The 15,382-nt window shown below is 70.6% G+C and carries 14 protein-coding genes and 2 tRNA genes; 9 read left to right on the forward strand and 7 right to left on the reverse strand.

The genetic code is table 11. The annotated features are described in order from the left end of the window. Window positions 1-159 precede the first annotated feature (159 nt). The 3 genes from OTB20_RS16835 to OTB20_RS16845 all read left to right on the forward strand — a co-directional run bounded on the left by OTB20_RS16835 (window position 160) and on the right by OTB20_RS16845 (window position 2,099). Window positions 160-621, forward strand: coding sequence for a molybdenum cofactor biosynthesis protein MoaE (locus OTB20_RS16835; protein WP_267755758.1), 462 nt, complete (start codon window positions 160-162; stop codon window positions 619-621). A 106-nt stretch (window positions 622-727) separates the two neighbouring features. Beyond that, window positions 728-940, forward strand: a complete 213-nt coding sequence (locus OTB20_RS16840) for a hypothetical protein (protein ID WP_267818342.1) — start codon at window positions 728-730, stop codon at window positions 938-940. A gap of 70 nt (window positions 941-1,010) precedes the next feature. Beyond that, a complete protein-coding gene (locus tag OTB20_RS16845; protein WP_267818344.1) occupies window positions 1,011-2,099 on the forward strand; it encodes a PDZ domain-containing protein in 1,089 nt (362 codons plus the stop codon). A gap of 22 nt (window positions 2,100-2,121) precedes the next feature. Here OTB20_RS16845 and OTB20_RS16850 read toward each other — a convergent pair whose 3' ends face one another. Then, window positions 2,122-2,694, reverse strand: coding sequence for a PPA1309 family protein (locus tag OTB20_RS16850; RefSeq protein ID WP_267818345.1), 573 nt, complete (start codon window positions 2,692-2,694; stop codon window positions 2,122-2,124). Window positions 2,695-2,841: 147 nt separating this feature from the next. Between OTB20_RS16850 and OTB20_RS16855 the strand changes: the two genes are divergently transcribed. The 4 genes from OTB20_RS16855 to OTB20_RS16870 all read left to right on the forward strand — a co-directional run bounded on the left by OTB20_RS16855 (window position 2,842) and on the right by OTB20_RS16870 (window position 8,149). After that, window positions 2,842-5,718 carry a UPF0182 family protein gene (locus OTB20_RS16855; RefSeq protein ID WP_267818411.1) on the forward strand — a complete coding sequence of 959 codons (2,877 nt, stop codon included), beginning with the start codon at window positions 2,842-2,844 and terminating at the stop codon, window positions 5,716-5,718. Between the two features lie 44 nt (window positions 5,719-5,762). Then, window positions 5,763-5,836 (forward strand) — tRNA-Met (locus OTB20_RS16860). A gap of 211 nt (window positions 5,837-6,047) precedes the next feature. After that, the gene (locus tag OTB20_RS16865; protein ID WP_420716418.1) at window positions 6,048-7,949 is read left to right on the forward strand and encodes a tetratricopeptide repeat protein; all 1,902 of its coding nucleotides are present in this window, start codon (window positions 6,048-6,050) and stop codon (window positions 7,947-7,949) included. 126 nt (window positions 7,950-8,075) lie between these two features. Further along, a tRNA-Met gene (locus OTB20_RS16870) sits at window positions 8,076-8,149 on the forward strand. 138 nt (window positions 8,150-8,287) lie between these two features. Here the strand turns inward: OTB20_RS16870 and OTB20_RS16875 are convergent. After that, a complete protein-coding gene (locus OTB20_RS16875; RefSeq protein ID WP_267818347.1) occupies window positions 8,288-8,704 on the reverse strand; it encodes a Fur family transcriptional regulator in 417 nt (138 codons plus the stop codon). A 149-nt stretch (window positions 8,705-8,853) separates the two neighbouring features. Here OTB20_RS16875 and OTB20_RS16880 point away from each other — a divergent pair, with 149 nt between their 5' ends. After that, complete coding sequence (locus OTB20_RS16880) at window positions 8,854-10,305, forward strand: catalase (RefSeq protein WP_267818348.1); 1,452 nt, start codon at window positions 8,854-8,856, stop codon at window positions 10,303-10,305. Window positions 10,306-10,374: 69 nt separating this feature from the next. Here the strand turns inward: OTB20_RS16880 and OTB20_RS16885 are convergent, their stop codons facing one another. Then, on the reverse strand, window positions 10,375-10,770 hold the full coding sequence (locus OTB20_RS16885) for a cyclic nucleotide-binding/CBS domain-containing protein (protein WP_267818413.1): 396 nt from the start codon (window positions 10,768-10,770) through the stop codon (window positions 10,375-10,377). A gap of 209 nt (window positions 10,771-10,979) precedes the next feature. Next, on the reverse strand, window positions 10,980-11,783 hold the full coding sequence (hisN, locus tag OTB20_RS16890) for a histidinol-phosphatase (protein ID WP_267818349.1): 804 nt from the start codon (window positions 11,781-11,783) through the stop codon (window positions 10,980-10,982). A gap of 133 nt (window positions 11,784-11,916) precedes the next feature. Between hisN and OTB20_RS16895 the strand changes: the two genes are divergently transcribed. Next, a complete protein-coding gene (locus OTB20_RS16895; RefSeq protein WP_267818350.1) occupies window positions 11,917-12,498 on the forward strand; it encodes a TetR/AcrR family transcriptional regulator in 582 nt (193 codons plus the stop codon). Here the strand turns inward: OTB20_RS16895 and OTB20_RS16900 are convergent. From OTB20_RS16900 to aroA, 3 genes are all read right to left on the reverse strand, one after another. Continuing rightward, window positions 12,464-12,787 carry a DMT family transporter gene (locus tag OTB20_RS16900; protein WP_267818352.1) on the reverse strand — a complete coding sequence of 108 codons (324 nt, stop codon included), beginning with the start codon at window positions 12,785-12,787 and terminating at the stop codon, window positions 12,464-12,466. The two genes, OTB20_RS16895 and OTB20_RS16900, sit on opposite strands and share 35 nt — an antisense overlap. Window positions 12,788-12,943: 156 nt before the next feature. Further along, complete coding sequence (gene rsgA, locus OTB20_RS16905; protein WP_267818354.1) at window positions 12,944-13,954, reverse strand: ribosome small subunit-dependent GTPase A; 1,011 nt, start codon at window positions 13,952-13,954, stop codon at window positions 12,944-12,946. A gap of 8 nt (window positions 13,955-13,962) precedes the next feature. After that, entirely contained in the window at window positions 13,963-15,324 is a 1,362-nt protein-coding gene (gene aroA / locus OTB20_RS16910) for a 3-phosphoshikimate 1-carboxyvinyltransferase (protein ID WP_267818356.1), read from the reverse strand. Window positions 15,325-15,382 lie beyond the last annotated feature (58 nt).

The following is a 15,382-nucleotide window of genomic DNA, read 5'->3' on the forward strand; positions in this document are numbered from 1 at the left end:
CCCGCGCCGGGCCCGGGCTCGCGGGCCCGCGCCCCGGCCCCGCGCCCCGACAGCGGGCCGGTCCGGCCGCGGTTTTCTGTAGGAGGCTCCCAAGGGCGCCGGCCCGACCCTGGTGAAACGGCTATTCCGCCCGGTCAGCGGCTAGGGCACGATGGACATATGGCACCGCACTTCGACCACCCCGGCGAGAACGCCGCTCCGGACCCGATCCGGCTGCTCGCGATCCGTGAGACCCCGCTCTCGATCGACGAGGTCTTCCAGGCCGTCGGCGACGACGCGACGGGCGGTACGACGCTCTTCGTCGGCACGGTGCGCAACCACGACAGCGGGGCGGACGTCGACCAGCTCGGCTACTCCTGCCACCCCTCGGCGGAGGCGGAGATGCGCCGCGTCGCGGAGCGCGTCGTGGAGAAGTACCCGGTCCGCGCCCTCGCCGCCGTCCACCGCATCGGCGACCTGGCCGTCGGCGACCTCGCGGTCGTCGTCGCCGTGTCCTGCCCGCACCGCGGCGAGGCCTTCGAGGCCTGCCGGATGCTGATCGACGACCTCAAGCACGAGGTCCCGATCTGGAAGCACCAGACCTTCGCGGACGGCACCGAGGAATGGGTCGGGGCCTGCTGATTGCCCCGTTCGGCCGCGCAACACGCCCTCGATTTGCGTAACCCCCTCCCGGGCACCAGCGTTGAAGGCACCAACAACACGTACTTCGGGTCAGGGAGACACGCCCATGGCGTCTTTGGCGTGGTTGCTGATTCCGCTGTTCGCCGCGATCGGAGCGGCAATATGGGGCAGCTGGGCGGCGCGCGACCGTACATCAGGCGACATATCCGAGCTCGCGGGCTACGCGAGGTTCCGCGAGGCCATGGGCCAGGGCGAACCGGGCCGGGCGAAGGCGGACGCGGACGCGGACCGGAAGAAGGACACGGTCGACTCCGCCTGACGCGGCGGCCGGGCCCCTTACGGACCGGCCCCGGGGGCCGCTCGCCAGGGCCGTCACGTACTGTCGATCCATGCCACGCCGCACTGCGACGATGCTCGCCTCCACCCTCATGCTCTTCGCGCTGCTCTGCGTGGGAGTGTTCATGAAGGCCCCGTACTCCGAGATGAGCCCGGGCCCGACCGTGAACACGCTCGGGGACTCGCACGGCGAGCCCGTCCTGAACATCTCGGGGCACAAGACGTACCCGACGACGGGGCACCTGAACATGACGACGGTCCGCGTCACCGGCGCGGACTACGACATGAACCTGCTGGAAGCGGTGTACGGCTGGGCCGCCGGCGACAACATCGTCGTGCCGCACGAGAACCTGTACCCGGACGGCAAGACGGAGCAGGAGTCCACGCAGGAGAACGCCGAGGAGTTCAGCCAGTCGCAGGAGAGCGCCAAGGTGGCCGCCCTCAAGCAGATCGGCATCCCGGTCGCCGCCCGCGTGATCGTCGCCTCCGTGGTCAAGGGCAGCCCCTCCGAGGGCAAGCTGCACGCCGGAGACGTCATCAAGGCCGTGGACGGGACCCCCGTCAACGCTCCCGAGGACGTGGCCAAGCTCGTCACCAAGCACAAGCCCGGTGAGCCGGTCGAGTTCACCATCGTGCCCGCCGCCGAGGCGGCCGAGGCCGAGAAGGCGCAGCGCGAGCCCACCGGCACGACGAAGGTCTCGATCATCGCGGGCAAGGCGGAGGGCGACGGTCACGCGGTCGTCGGCATCCGGGCCGGCACCGACCACACCTTCCCGTTCACCATCGACATCAAGCTCGCCGACGTCGGCGGCCCCAGTGCCGGCCTGATGTTCGCACTCGGCATCGTCGACAGGCTCACCCCGGAGAACCTGACCGGCGGGAAGTTCATCGCCGGCACCGGCACCATCGACGACGCGGGCAAGGTCGGCCCGATCGGCGGCATCCAGATGAAGACCATCGGAGCCCGCCAGGCCGGCGCCCAGTACTTCCTGACGCCCGCCGAGAACTGCGCCTCCGCCGCGAACGACGTGCCCGACGGGCTGACGCTGGTGAAGGTCTCCACCATCGACGACGCCGTGAAGGCACTGGAGAAGATCGGCAAGGGGGACACGGCCGGGCTGACGCAGTGCGCCAAGCCCTGACCGCGTCCCCGTCCCCCGCCCGCTAGTCGAGGAAGGTCGCGGCCAGCGCCTCGGCGAGCCCCGGCACCAGGGTCGCGCCGGTCAGCACCTCGTTCGCCGAGTCCTTGTCCCGCAGGCGTACGGCCGATTCCCGCGATCCGTTGCGCAGGACGCCCACGGTCAGCCGTACCTCCTGGCGGTCCGGGTGGGCGGCGACCCACTGGGCCAGCTGCTTGTCGCCGAGCCCCTCCGGTACGGCCGACTCCGCGGACGGCGGCAGCATCAGCCGCTCCACCGTCAGCGCGCAGCCGAGGATCGACGGGGGCCAGGCGATGGTTCCCAGGAACTTGTCCAGGGGGGTCCCGGCTGGCACCTCTTCCTGCTCGATCGGGGTGAGCTGGTTCTTGCCCGCGTCGTCCTGGTCGAGGCCGAGCTGGCGGGCGACGCCCGGCGCCTCCTTGCGCAGCCTGGCCGTGTCGACCAGGGCGAAGAGCCGGGCGGGCTTGTCCCAGCCGAGGGTGGAGGCGTACTCGTCGATTTCGAGGACGGCTCGGGTCAGCGGGCTTGCCGCCATAGGGGTGCCGGGGGACGGCGAAAGGTTGGACATGGACAACATCCTGCCTCCTTTCCACCGGATACCGGGAACTGACTAAAGCCTCAGTAAGTTGCATGAGTGGGCTCTACGATCGGGGGCCCATGCTTTGAAAAATCTCAGCATCACTTACACACAGCGACTTTCGAGGGGCGCACCTTGGCTTTCCAGATGCCGGACCGCGGCGGAGGCCCCTCCGGGCCACGGATGAGAGTCGGCCGCCCGTCCCGGCGCGCCCGGACTCTTCTGATGACCTTGGGCGTGCTGGCCGTCCTGGCCATGGCGTTCATCATGTTCGCCGGCTTCTGGACGGACTGGCTCTGGTACCGCTCCGTCAACTACTCCACCGTCTTCACCACCACCCTGTGGACCAAGGTCGGCCTCTTCGCCGTCTTCGGCCTGCTGATGGCCGGTGCCGTCGGGCTGAACATCTGGCTGGCCCACCGGCTGCGGCCGCCGCTCAGCGCGATGTCGATGGAGCAGCAGAGCCTCGACCGCTACCGGATGACCGTCGCGCCGTACCGCAAGTGGCTGCTGCTCGGCATCTCCGCGCTGGTCGGCCTGATCGCGGGCGCCTCGGCGGCGGGCCAGTGGAAGACCTGGCTGATGTATGTGAACGGGGTGCCCTTCGGTCAGAAGGACCCCCAGTTCAACCGGGACGTGTCGTTCTACACCTTCGACCTGCCCTGGTACCGCTTCCTGCTCGGCTTCGGCTTCGCCGCCGTCGTGCTCTCGGTGATCGCCGCGGCCGTCGTGCACTACCTCTACGGGGGTCTGCGCGTCACCAGCCCCGGTGCGCGGGCCACCGCCGCGGCGACCGGTCACCTGTCGGTGCTGCTCGGCCTCTTCGTCACGCTCAAGGCGGTCGCCTACTGGCTCGACCGGTACGGCCTCGCCGTGAAGTCCAGCGACTTCAAGGCCGCGGACAACTGGACCGGCCTGCGCTACGTCGATGCCAACGCCTACCTGCCGGCCAAGACGATCCTCGTCGCCATCGCCGCGATCTGCGCGCTGCTGTTCTTCGCGACACTGTGGCGCCGCACCTGGCAGCTGCCCGTCATCGGCTTCGGCCTGATGGTGCTCTCGGCGATCCTGATCGGCGGCCTGTACCCGGCGATCGTGCAGAAGTTCCAGGTCCAGCCGAACGAGCAGGCCAAGGAATCCCCGTACGTCCAGAAGAACATCAAGGCGACGCGCGACGCCTACGGGGTAGCCGACGCCTCCGTCACGGACTACCCGGGCCTGCCGGATCCCAAGGCGGACAAGAAGGTGCTCCGCCAGGACGCCAACACCACGGCGAGCATCCGTCTGCTCGACCCCAACATCGTGTCCCCCGCCTTCCAGCAGCTCCAGCAGAACAAGGGCTACTACGGGTTCCCGGCCACGCTGGCGGTCGACCGGTACAAGGGCCAGGACACGGTCATCGGGCTCCGTGAGATCAACCTCGCGGGCATCCCGAAGAACAACTGGATCAACGACCACTTCCGTTACACCCACGGATACGGTGTGGTCGCCGCCAAGGGCACCGAAGTGGCCCCGGGCGGGCAGCCCCTGTTCACCGAGTCGGGCCTGCCGGCGCAGGGCGACCTCGGGACGTACGAGCAGCGGATCTACTACGGCGAGCAGACGAAGCAGTACTCGATCGTCGGCGGACCGCAGAAGGAACTCGACTACGCCAACGACTCGGGCGAGAAGGAGACCACCTACCAGGGCGACAGCGGGGTGAGCCTCGGAAACTCGATCAACCGGGCCGCGTACGCCCTGGCCTTCAGCGAGCCGCAGATCCTCTACTCCGGCGCCATCGGCGACGGTTCGAAGATCCTCTACAACCGCACGCCCAAGGAGCGGGTCGAGGCGGTCGCCCCGTGGCTGACCATCGACGGAGCCGTCTACCCGGCGGTGATCGATGGCCGGGTCCAGTGGATCGTGGACGCCTACACCACGACCAACGGCTACCCGTACGCGTCCCGCACCCAGCTCGGTGACAGCACGGCGGACTCGCTGACCAACTCCCAGCGCGCCGTGGTCGCGCAGGAGAACCAGGTCAACTACATCCGCAACTCGGTGAAGGCCACCGTCGACGCCTACGACGGCACGGTGAAGCTGTACCAGTGGGACGCCAAGGACCCGGTCCTCAAGACGTGGATGAAGGCCTTCCCAGGGACGGTGAAGGAGAAGAAGGAGATCTCGCCGGCCCTGATGGAGCACCTGCGCTACCCGCAGGACCTCTTCAAGGTCCAGCGTGAGCTGCTGACGCGCTACCACGTCACCGACCCGCAGACCTTCCTCAGCGGCAGCGAGGTCTGGGAGGTGCCGGACGACCCGACCACCAAGGAGGGGACGGCGGTTCCGCCGTACTACCTCTCCATGAAGATGCCGGGCCAGAAGGATCCCAACCAGGCCTTCTCGCTCACCACGACGCTCACGCCGAACGGCAGGGACAACCTGAGCGCCTTCATGGCGGTCAACGCCGATCCCACCACCGCGGATTACGGCAAGATCCAGCTGCTGAAGCTGCCCACCCAGAACCCGGTGGACGGGCCGAAGCTCGTGCAGGCGAGATTCAACTCCAAGCCGGAGATCGCCCAGGAGATCAACATCCTGAGCCGGGGCGACTCCCAGGTGGAGTACGGCAACCTGCTCACGGTCCCTCTCGACAAGGGAATGCTCTACGTCGAGCCCGTGTACGTGCGCGGTGGCGGCCTCAAGTACCCGCTGCTGAAGAAGGTCCTGGTGACCTACGGGGACCAGACGGCCTTCGAGGACACGCTGGAGAAGGCGCTGAACGTGGTGTTCGGGGCCGAGGCCGCGACCACCACCCCGCCGACCCCGCCGGGCGACGGGACCACCACCCCGCCGCCGGCCAGCCAGGACCCGACGGTCAAGGCGGCGCTCGCCGATGCGCAGAAGGCGGTCGACGAGGCCGACCAGGCGCTCAAGGCCGGCGACTGGGCGGCCTACGGAAAGGCCCAGGACGCCCTGCAGGCGGCTCTGAAGCGGGCCATCGAAGCCGAGGCCAAGGTGGCTGCGCCCGCGCCGACCGGATAGCGGTAATGGCTCCACCCCGTGTCGTGCTACTGTGGTTTTACCGACGCGGGGTGGAGCAGCTCGGTAGCTCGCTGGGCTCATAACCCAGAGGTCGCAGGTTCAAATCCTGTCCCCGCTACTGAAGACGAAGGCCCGGATCCGATGGATCCGGGCCTTCGTCATGTCCAACTGAGTTTTCCGCCGACGCGGGGTCGCTGATACGGGTGAGTTGGGGTAGCAGCGTGTTTGACTTGTCTCTCTGTGGGCATGTCGACAAAACGCTCTAGTGACCTCACGGGCTGCGACATACCAGGTGTACGCGGGTAGCAGGTGATGCGACGATGGGATTTATGGGGGACAGGTCAACTCTGCTGGAGACAGGGCGGTTTGTGAGGGCGGAGTCCGAATCGGATGCGGAGGCCGATGGGGCGGCTCAGGCCTATGACGTGCGGACCGCGATGACCACGCGGCCGGTACGGACCACGGCACTGGCGCCGACCACGCCGGACGTGTCGGTCGACGCGATGTTCGACGACGCGGTCTTCGCGCTGACCGACGCGGCCAGCGACGCCGAGCTGGAGGCCCGGCACCGGGTCGCCGCCGACAAGGGGGACCCGGGCGCGATGAGCGTACTCGGGGCACTTCTGCTGCGCCGCGGCGACCTCGCGGGAGCCGAGCCGTACCTGCGCGGGGCGACCGGTGAGGGCGACCGCGCGGCCGCCAACAACCTGGGCGTACTGCTGCACCAGCGCGGCTACCCCGAAGAGGCCGCCGACTGGTGGCGCGTGGCGGCCGTGGCCGGATCGGCCCCCGCCGCGCACGCCCTGGGCCGCCACTACCGCGAGCGGGGCGACGAGCCCGCCGCCGAGTACTGGATGCGCCAGGCGGCGGAATCCGGCCACGCCCTGGGGGCCTACGGGCTCGCGGACCTGCTGGAGCACCGCGGGGACAAGGGCGTCGAGCGGTGGTTCCGGGCCGCCGCGGAACAGGGGCACCGCGAGGCCGCGTACCGACTGGCCCGGCACCTGAGGAAGGGCGACCCGGCCGAGGCCGAGCAGTGGTACCGGCAGGCCGCCGCGCGCGGCCACCGGCGCGCCGGGCTGCACCTGGGCGCGCTGCTGGAGGCGCGCGGGGAGCTGAAGGAGGCCGGCCGCTGGTACCTGACCTCCGCCAAGCAGGGCGAACCGCGGGCGGCGTGCGCGCTCGGCTTCCTGCTGCGCGACGCCGGCGACGAGGAAAACGCGGCCACCTGGTGGCTTCGGGCCGCGCAGGACGGCGACGGCAACGCGGCGAACGCGCTGGGCGCACTGCACGCCGCGCGCGGCGAGACCCAGACGGCCGAGAAGTGGTACCGGGCCGCGATGGACGCGGGCGACCAGAACGGGGCCTACAACCTCGCGCTGCTCTGCGCCGCGCAGGAGCGGACCGGCCCGGCCGAGCAGTGGTACCGGCGCGCCGCGTACGCGGGACACCGCGAGGCGGCCAACGCGCTGGCCATCCTGCTGCTGCAGGGCGGCGACGCGGAGGGCGCGGAACCGTGGTTCTCGAAGGCCGCGGAGGCGGGGAGCGTGGACGCCGCCTTCAACCTCGGGATCCTCTTCGCCAGCCGGGACGAGGACCGGACGGCCCTGAAGTGGTACGAGCGCGCGGCGTCGGCGGGACACACCGACGCGGCGCTGCAGGTCGGCATCGCGCTGGTCCGCGACGGCGAGGAGCGCGCGGCGGAACGCCACCTGCGGTGCGCGGCCGGCGGCGGCAGTGCGGAGGCCGCCTTCCGGCTGGCCTCGCTGCTGGAGTCGCTGGCCCCGCCGCCGGAGCCGGTGGCGCTGGGCGAGCCCGTCGGCGGAGCCGCGCGCACCGAGAGCGAGGAGTGGTACGAGCGGGCCGCGGAGCTGGGGCACCGGCGGGCGCAGGTGCGGGTCGGCATGCTCGCCGCCGCGCGGGGCGAGCTGGGGGCCGCGGCGCGGTGGTACCGCGAGGCGGCGGAGGCCGGCTCCCGCAACGGCGCCTTCAACCTGGGGCTGCTGCTGGCCCGCGAGGGCAACGAGCCCGAGGCGGCGCTGTGGTGGACCCGGGCGGCGGTGGCCGGGCACGGGCGGGCGGCGCTTCGGCTGGGGCTGCTCGCGGCCCGGCAGGGAGACCTGACGGAGGGCCAGAAGTGGTGCGTCCGCGCGATGGAGCTCGGCCCGGCGGAGGTCTCCGAGCGGGCGGCCCGGCTGCGCGACGCCCTGGCCGAGGAGCTGTCGGCTTGAGGGTGCGGGGTCGCTGCCCGGGGGTCACGCACCCGGGCTCCCGATCCTCGAATGCCGGGCGGGCTGGAGCAGCCGTTAACCGATTTGCATCTGCTCGCCGGGCTCGCGTACAGTCAGGTTTACCGACGCGGGGTGGAGCAGCTCGGTAGCTCGCTGGGCTCATAACCCAGAGGTCGCAGGTTCAAATCCTGTCCCCGCTACTGAAGGCTCGAAGGCCCGGATCCTCTGGATCCGGGCATTCGGTCGTTTGTGAATGCCAAGTCACGGCGTGCGAATGCCGGGGCAAGGGAGAAGGCCGGGGGCTCATCGCGCCCCCGGCCTTCTTCTTGTCTCCGTCGTCACACCCCGGCGCAGGACGGGCACACCCCGCGGTACGTCACCTCGACCGCCGACACCACGAAGCCGAACCGCTCCGTGTCCGGCAGGTCGGCCAGCGGATTGCCCGCTGGGTGGACGTCGCGGATCGCCCCGCACTGCGCGCACACCAGGTGCTGGTGGGGGCGGTGGGCGTTCGGGTCGTACCGCTTGGCGCGGCGGTCCGTGGAAACCTCCAGGACCTCACCGAGGGTGACGAGCTCGCCCAGGGTGTTGTAAACGGTCGCGCGGGAGATTTCGGGCAGCCTGACCGCGGCGCGCGCGTGTACCTCGTCGGCCGTCAGGTGAACGTGGTCACCGTCGAGCACCTCGGCCACGACGCGCCGCTGTGCGGTCATGCGCCATCCGCGTCCGCGAAGTCGATCCAGCAGGTCACTCATGTGCGTCAGCCTAACAGCGAGGGGATTCTGTGTAACTCCCGAACGCGTGTTGATTTGGATTCTTACTTGACTTAGACAAAGTCTATCGTAGGATCGGTAGCGTTAGGGCGCGGGACAGGTTTGCAGCAAATTTACGCAGGAGGCAATACGTGACGCAGGGACCGCTCACCACGGAGGCCGGAGCTCCGGTCGCTGACAACCAGAACAGCGAGACCGCCGGCATCGGCGGACCCGTTCTGGTCCAGGACCAGCTGCTTCTGGAGAAGCTCGCGCACTTCAACCGCGAGCGCATCCCGGAGCGCGTGGTGCACGCCCGTGGCGCCGGTGCCTACGGCACGTTCACGCTGACCCGTGACGTCTCGCAGTGGACCCGTGCGAACTTCCTGTCCGAGGTGGGCAAGGAGACCGAGACCTTCCTGCGCTTCTCCACCGTCGCGGGCAACCTCGGCAGCGCGGACGCGGTGCGCGACCCCCGCGGCTGGGCGCTGAAGTTCTACACCGAAGAGGGCAACTACGACCTCGTCGGCAACAACACCCCGGTGTTCTTCATCAAGGACGCCATCAAGTTCCCCGATTTCATCCACACCCAGAAGCGCGACCCGTACACGGGCTCGCAGGAGGCGGACAACGTCTGGGACTTCTGGGGTCTGTCGCCCGAGTCCACGCACCAGGTGACCTGGCTGTTCGGTGACCGCGGCATCCCGGCGTCCTACCGCCACATGAACGGCTTCGGCTCGCACACGTTCCAGTGGAACAACGAGTCCGGCGAGGTCTTCTGGGTCAAGTACCACTTCAAGACCGACCAGGGCATCAAGAACCTCACCCAGGCCGAGGCCAACCAGCTCGCCGGTGAGGACCCCGACTCGCACCAGCGCGACCTGCGCGAGTCGATCGAGCGCGGCGATTTCCCGTCCTGGACCGTTCAGGTGCAGGTCATGCCGGCGGCCGAGGCGGCGAACTACCGCTTCAACCCGTTCGACCTCACCAAGGTGTGGCCGCACGCGGACTACCCGCTGATCGAGATCGGCAAGCTGGAGCTCAACCGCAACCCGGAGAACGTCTTCGCCGAGGTCGAGCAGTCGATCTTCTCCCCGGCGCACTTCGTCCCCGGCATCGGTCCGTCCCCGGACAAGATGCTCCAGGGCCGTCTCTTCGGCTACGGCGACGCACACCGCTACCGCGTCGGCATCAACGCCGACCACCTGCCGGTGAACCGCCCGCACGCCACCGAGGCGCGCACCAACTCCCGTGACGGCCACCTGTACGACGGCCGCCACAAGGGTGCGAAGAACTACGAGCCGAACAGCTTCGGCGGCCCGCACCAGACGGACCGCCCGCTGTGGGTCTCCTCCGAGGTCACCGGCGGTACGGGCAACCACGCCGCGCCCTCGCACTCCGAGGACACCGACTTCGTCCAGGCGGGCAACCTCTACCGCCTGTACTCGGAGGACGAGAAGGCCCGTCTGATCGAGAACCTGTCCGGCTTCATCGCCAAGGTCTCCCGTGACGACATCGTCGAGCGCGCGATCAACAACTTCCGCCAGGCGGACGGCGACTTCGGCAAGCGTCTGGAGACCGCGGTCCAGGCCCTTCGCGGCTGATCGACCGCTTGCCGCAGCAGGCCGACGGGCCGGCGCCCCCGAAAGGGAGCGCCGGCCCGTCGGCCGTTCCTACGCGGGCACGGTGGTGCGCCGCGCCGGGGCCCAGCAGCGGATGACATCACGTACGGACACGATGCCCACCGGGCCGCCGTGCTCCAGGACGATCAGATGACGGAAACCGCCGTGGGCCATCGCCTCGGCGGCTTCCTGCACGGTGGCGTCCGGGGTGCAGAACACCACGTTGTTGGTGGTGTGCGCGCCCACGGACTCCCGGTCGGGATCGTGGCCCGCGCCGATCGAGTTGAGGATGTCGCGCTCGGTCAGGATGCCGATGCCGCTGTATTCGGGATCGAGGACGACGGCGGCGCCGACGCGTCGGCCGGACATCAGGCAGGCCGCCTGCCGCAGGGTGTGAGTGGGGCCGAGGGTGAGGATCACGGTGCTCATGGCGTCGCGGACGAGCATGAAGAGAGCCACCTCCTAGTGAGTCCCTCCGCTTGGGTGGGGTGCGCACGAAGGCCCGCACTTAGAGAAGCCCTTCACAAGCGCACAAGCGGAGGAGTCTCAGATTCCCACGCATACGGAGTGTCAGCAAGGAGGCGCGTACGGGGCGCTTTCCGTACGTACGGGCGCGGGCCGTCCGGTCACGGTGGCGCGCGCCCGTCCCGTACGCGTCAGCCGCGCGGGCGCAGCAGGTCCAGCATCTCCGCGTGCAGCAGCCCGTTCGAGGCCGCCGCGTTGCCGCCGTGGACGCCGTCCACCCCGTCCAGGGCGGTGAAGCGGCCGCCGGCCTCTTCCACGACGACGGCCAGGGCCGCCATGTCCCACAGGCTCAGCTCCGGCTCGGCGCACAGGTCGATCGAGCCCTCGGCGACCATCATGTACGGCCAGAAATCGCCGTAGCCCCGCGTGCGCCAGCAGGCACGGGTCAGGTCCAGGAAGCCGGGCAGCCGCCCCTGCTCCTCCCAGCCGCTCAGCGAGGAGTAGGCGAAGGAGGCGTCGGCGAGGGTGGCGACCTTCGAGACGCCGAGGGCCGTGGTCCCGCCGAGCGCGCCCCCCGTGAAGGCGCCCCGGCCGCGCGCCGCCCACCAGCGGCGGCCCAGCGCGGGCGCGGACACCACGCCGACGACGGGGCGGAAGACCCCGTCGGCGTCCTCTTCCATCAGGGAGATCAGCGTCGCCCACACCGGAACGCCGCGCACGTAGTTCTTCGTACCGTCGATCGGATCAACGACCCAGCGGCGCGGGCCGTCGCCCTTGAGGCCGTACTCCTCGCCCAGGATCGCGTCGGAGGGCCGCGCGGCGGAGATCCCGGCCCGGATGAGCTCCTCGGTGGCGGTGTCGGCCTCGCTCACCGGGGTCATGTCGGGCTTCGTCTCGACCTTCAGGTCGAGGGCGCGGAACCGCTCCATCGTCGAGGCGTCCGCCGCGTCGGCGAGTTCGAGGGCAAGGCGCAGGTCATCGTCATACTCGGGCATGTCAGAACAGTACCGAGACGGCCGGGACGCCGCGAAAGGTGTCCAGGGTCCGGCACACGCACCCTTGACAGGATCTGGCGGTCCGTCAACTCTGACGGAGACGTCGACCGGAGGCGTCGAAGGGGAGGCGACGGTGCCGACGGCCCGGGAGTCCTTGCTCGAAGCGGCGGGAGCCGCCCTCGCGGCGCGCCCGTGGCCGGCCGTGCGGATGATCGAGGTGGCGGCCGCCGCCGGGGTCTCGCGCCAGACCCTCTACAACGAGTTCGCGGGCAAGACGGGCCTGGGCCACGCCCTGGTCCGGCGCGACGCCGCCTGGTACCTGGACGGGGTGGACCGGGCCCTGGCCTCCTCGGGCGCACTGGCCGAACGGCTGGCGGCGGTCGTGGAGTGGACCGTGCGCGCGGGCCGGGAGCGCCCCCTCGCGAGGGCCCTGCTGACGGGGTGCTGGAACGGGAACCTACCCGTCCCGGCCGGCCGCGGGCTCCGGCCGGGACTGCCCGCCCTGGGGCCCGCCGAGCTGATCCGGGGCGTCCGTGAGCGGGCCGACGCCGCGTTCGGTGCCGCGACCGGCGGGCAGGAGGGGGCGCAGCGGTGCGAGCTGGCCGTGCGGCTCGCGCTGTCCTACCTGATCGCCCCGGCCGAGCCGTCGGGGCCGGGCCACGCCGGGCTGCTGCGGGTGCTCACTGTGACGAGCCCGAGAGCTGGAGCCCGATGACGCCGAGGATCACCAGCGAGATCGAGACGAGTTTGAGGGTGGAGACCAGATCCCCGAGGAAGATCATCCCGTAGATCGCGGTACCGGCCGCTCCGATGCCGGTCCACACCGCGTAGGCCGGTCCCACGTCCAGTTTCTTCAGGGCCAGCGTCAGCAGACCGAAGCTGCCGAGCGCGAAGCACGCGAAGGCGATGGTCGGCCACAGCCGGGTGAAGCCGTGCGACAGCTTGAGGCAGACCGCGAACCCCGTTTCCAGGATCCCGGCAACCACGACCAGCAGCCACGCCATGGCGTATGCCTCCCCGCGTCATGTGACGCGCTCACGGGCTCTGCCCTCGCGTCACTTGGTGCGATTATGCATTTTCCAGACATCGCGTACGGCAAACCCCGCCGGGCGATCGGCCGAAGATCGGTCGGCCTCGCCCGGCCGGTCGCCCGCACCCGGTCAGTCGCCCTCGCGGCGCTCCCGCGTCTGCAGCAGCCGCCGCAGCGAGTACAGCCGCGCCGGATCCGCGTGGCCGTCCTCCACCCACTTGTCGAGCGCGCAGTCCTGCTCGTCGTGGCTGCACGCGCGCGGGCAGCCCTCCGTGCCCGGCACCAGCTCCGGGAAGGCCAGGATGACCCGGGACGGGTCCACGTGGTGCAGGCCGAAGGAACGTACGCCCGGGGTGTCGATGACCCAGCCGTCCCCGCCCGGCAGCGGCAGCGCGAGCGCCGAGGTGGTCGTGTGCCGGCCGCGGCCGGTCACCGCGTTGACCACGCCGGTCGCGCGCTGGCGGCCCTCGGCGACCAGCGAGTTCACCAGCGTGGTCTTGCCGACGCCCGAGTGGCCGACGAACGCGGTGATCCGGCCGTTCAGGCGCTCGCGCACCCGCTCGGCCGCGTCGCCCGTCGCCAGCTCCTCGCGGTTGGTGACCACGTAGTTCAGGCCGAAGGTCGAGTAGATCTCCAGGATCTTGTCCGCGGACGTCAGATCGGACTTGGTGAGGACCAGCAGCGGTTCCAGCCCGGCGTCGTACGCGGCCACCAGACAGCGGTCGATCATCCGGGGGCGCGGTTCCGGGTCGGCCAGCGCCGTCACGATGGCGAGCTGGTCGGCGTTGGCGACGACGATGCGCTCGTACGGATCGTCGTCGTCGGCCGTGCGCCGCAGGACCGACTTGCGGGCCTCGATCCGCACGATCCGGGCGAGGGTGTCCTTCTTGCCGGACAGGTCGCCGACGATCCAGACCCGGTCCCCGACCACCGCCGCCTTGCGGCCCAGCTCGCGGGCCTTCATCGCGTGCACGGGCCGGTTGTCGACCAGGCAGGTGAGCCGGCCGCGGTCCACGGTCAGGACGAAGCCCTCGGCCGCGTCCTCGTGCTTGGGGCGGATGGTCGTACGCGGCCGGTTGCCCTTGGGGTTGGGCCGCTGGCGGATGTCGTCCTCGTCGGTGTTCTTGCCGTACCTGCGCATGACGGGCCCTACGCTCCGACACCTGCCGGAGCCGCTTCGGCCCGGGAGAGCATGTCCGCCCACATCTGCGGGAAGTCCGGCAAGGTCTTCGCGGTCGTCGCCACGTTCTCGATGAGCACGCCCTCCACCGCCAGGCCGATCACCGCGCCGGCCGTGGCCATCCGGTGGTCGTCGTACGTGTGGAACGTGCCGCCGTGCAGCGGGCGCGGCCGGATCCGAAGACCGTCCGCGGTCTCCGTGACGTCGCCGCCCAGCCCGTTGATCTCCTTGGTGAGCGCCGCCAGCCGGTCGGTCTCGTGCATCCGCAGGTGCTGCACCCCGCGCAGCACCGACTCCGAGTCGGCCAGCGCCGCGACGGCGGCGATGCCCGGGGTGAGCTCGCCGACCTCGCCCAGGTCCACGTCGATGCCGTGGATCTTGCCGGTGCCCGTGAAGACCAGGCCCGCGTCGGTGAGCTCGCAGGAGCCGCCCATCTCCGTGAAGATCCGGCGCAGCGCGTCACCGGGCTGCGTGGTGCGGCGGGGCCAGTCGGGGATGGTGACCGTGCCGCCGGTGATGAGGGCCGCCGCGAGGAAGGGCTGGGCGTTGGAGAGGTCCGGCTCCACGACCAGGTCGCAGCCGAGCAGGGCGCCGGGGGCGACCCGCCAGACGTTCTTCTCGCCGCCGGACTCGGGGGTGTCGACCTGCGCGCCCGCCGCGCGCAGCATCTCCACGGTCATCCGGATGTGCGGCATGGACGGCAGGTTGGTGCCCACGTGCCGCACCTCGACGCCCTGGTTGAACCGGGGGGCGGAGAGCAGCAGCGCGGAGACGAACTGCGAGGAGTTGGTCGCGTCGATCTCGACGGTCCCGCCCTCCAGGGCCCCGCCGCCCTGGACGGTCAGCGGCAGCGCCCCGCGGCCGTCGTCGTCGATGCGGGCGCCGAGCGTGCGCAGCGCGGTGATGACCTGGCCGAGGGGGCGCTCGTAGCAGCGCGGGTCGCCGTCGAAGCGGATGTCGCCGTCGGCCAGGGTGGCCACGGGCGGCAGGAAGCGCATGACCGTGCCCGCGTTGCCGACGTCGACCGTGGCCGGTCCGTGCAGTGCGGCCGGGATGACCCGCCAGGCCTCGCCGCCGTGACCCTCGCCGGCGGAGCTGGAGGACACGGTCTCCTCGATGCCGACGCCCAGCGCGCGCAGCGCGTCGGCCATCAGCTGGGAGTCGCGCGAACGCAGCGGGCGGCGCACCCAGCCCGGCTCGGAGGCGAGCGCGGCGAGCACGAGGGCACGGTTGGTGACCGACTTGGACCCGGGCACGGTGACGGTGGCCTGGACGGCGGCGTCGGCGAGCGGGGCGGGCCAGAGGGCGGGCAGAGCGTGGGTCTCGGTCATGGCCACCACTTTAGTGGCTTCCCACGGCCGCAGATCTTGATCACCGGGGGAGTCTTGG

Origin of the sequence: Streptomyces sp. H27-H1 (assembly GCF_026627445.1) — a bacterium.
Classification (GTDB): domain Bacteria; phylum Actinomycetota; class Actinomycetes; order Streptomycetales; family Streptomycetaceae; genus Streptomyces.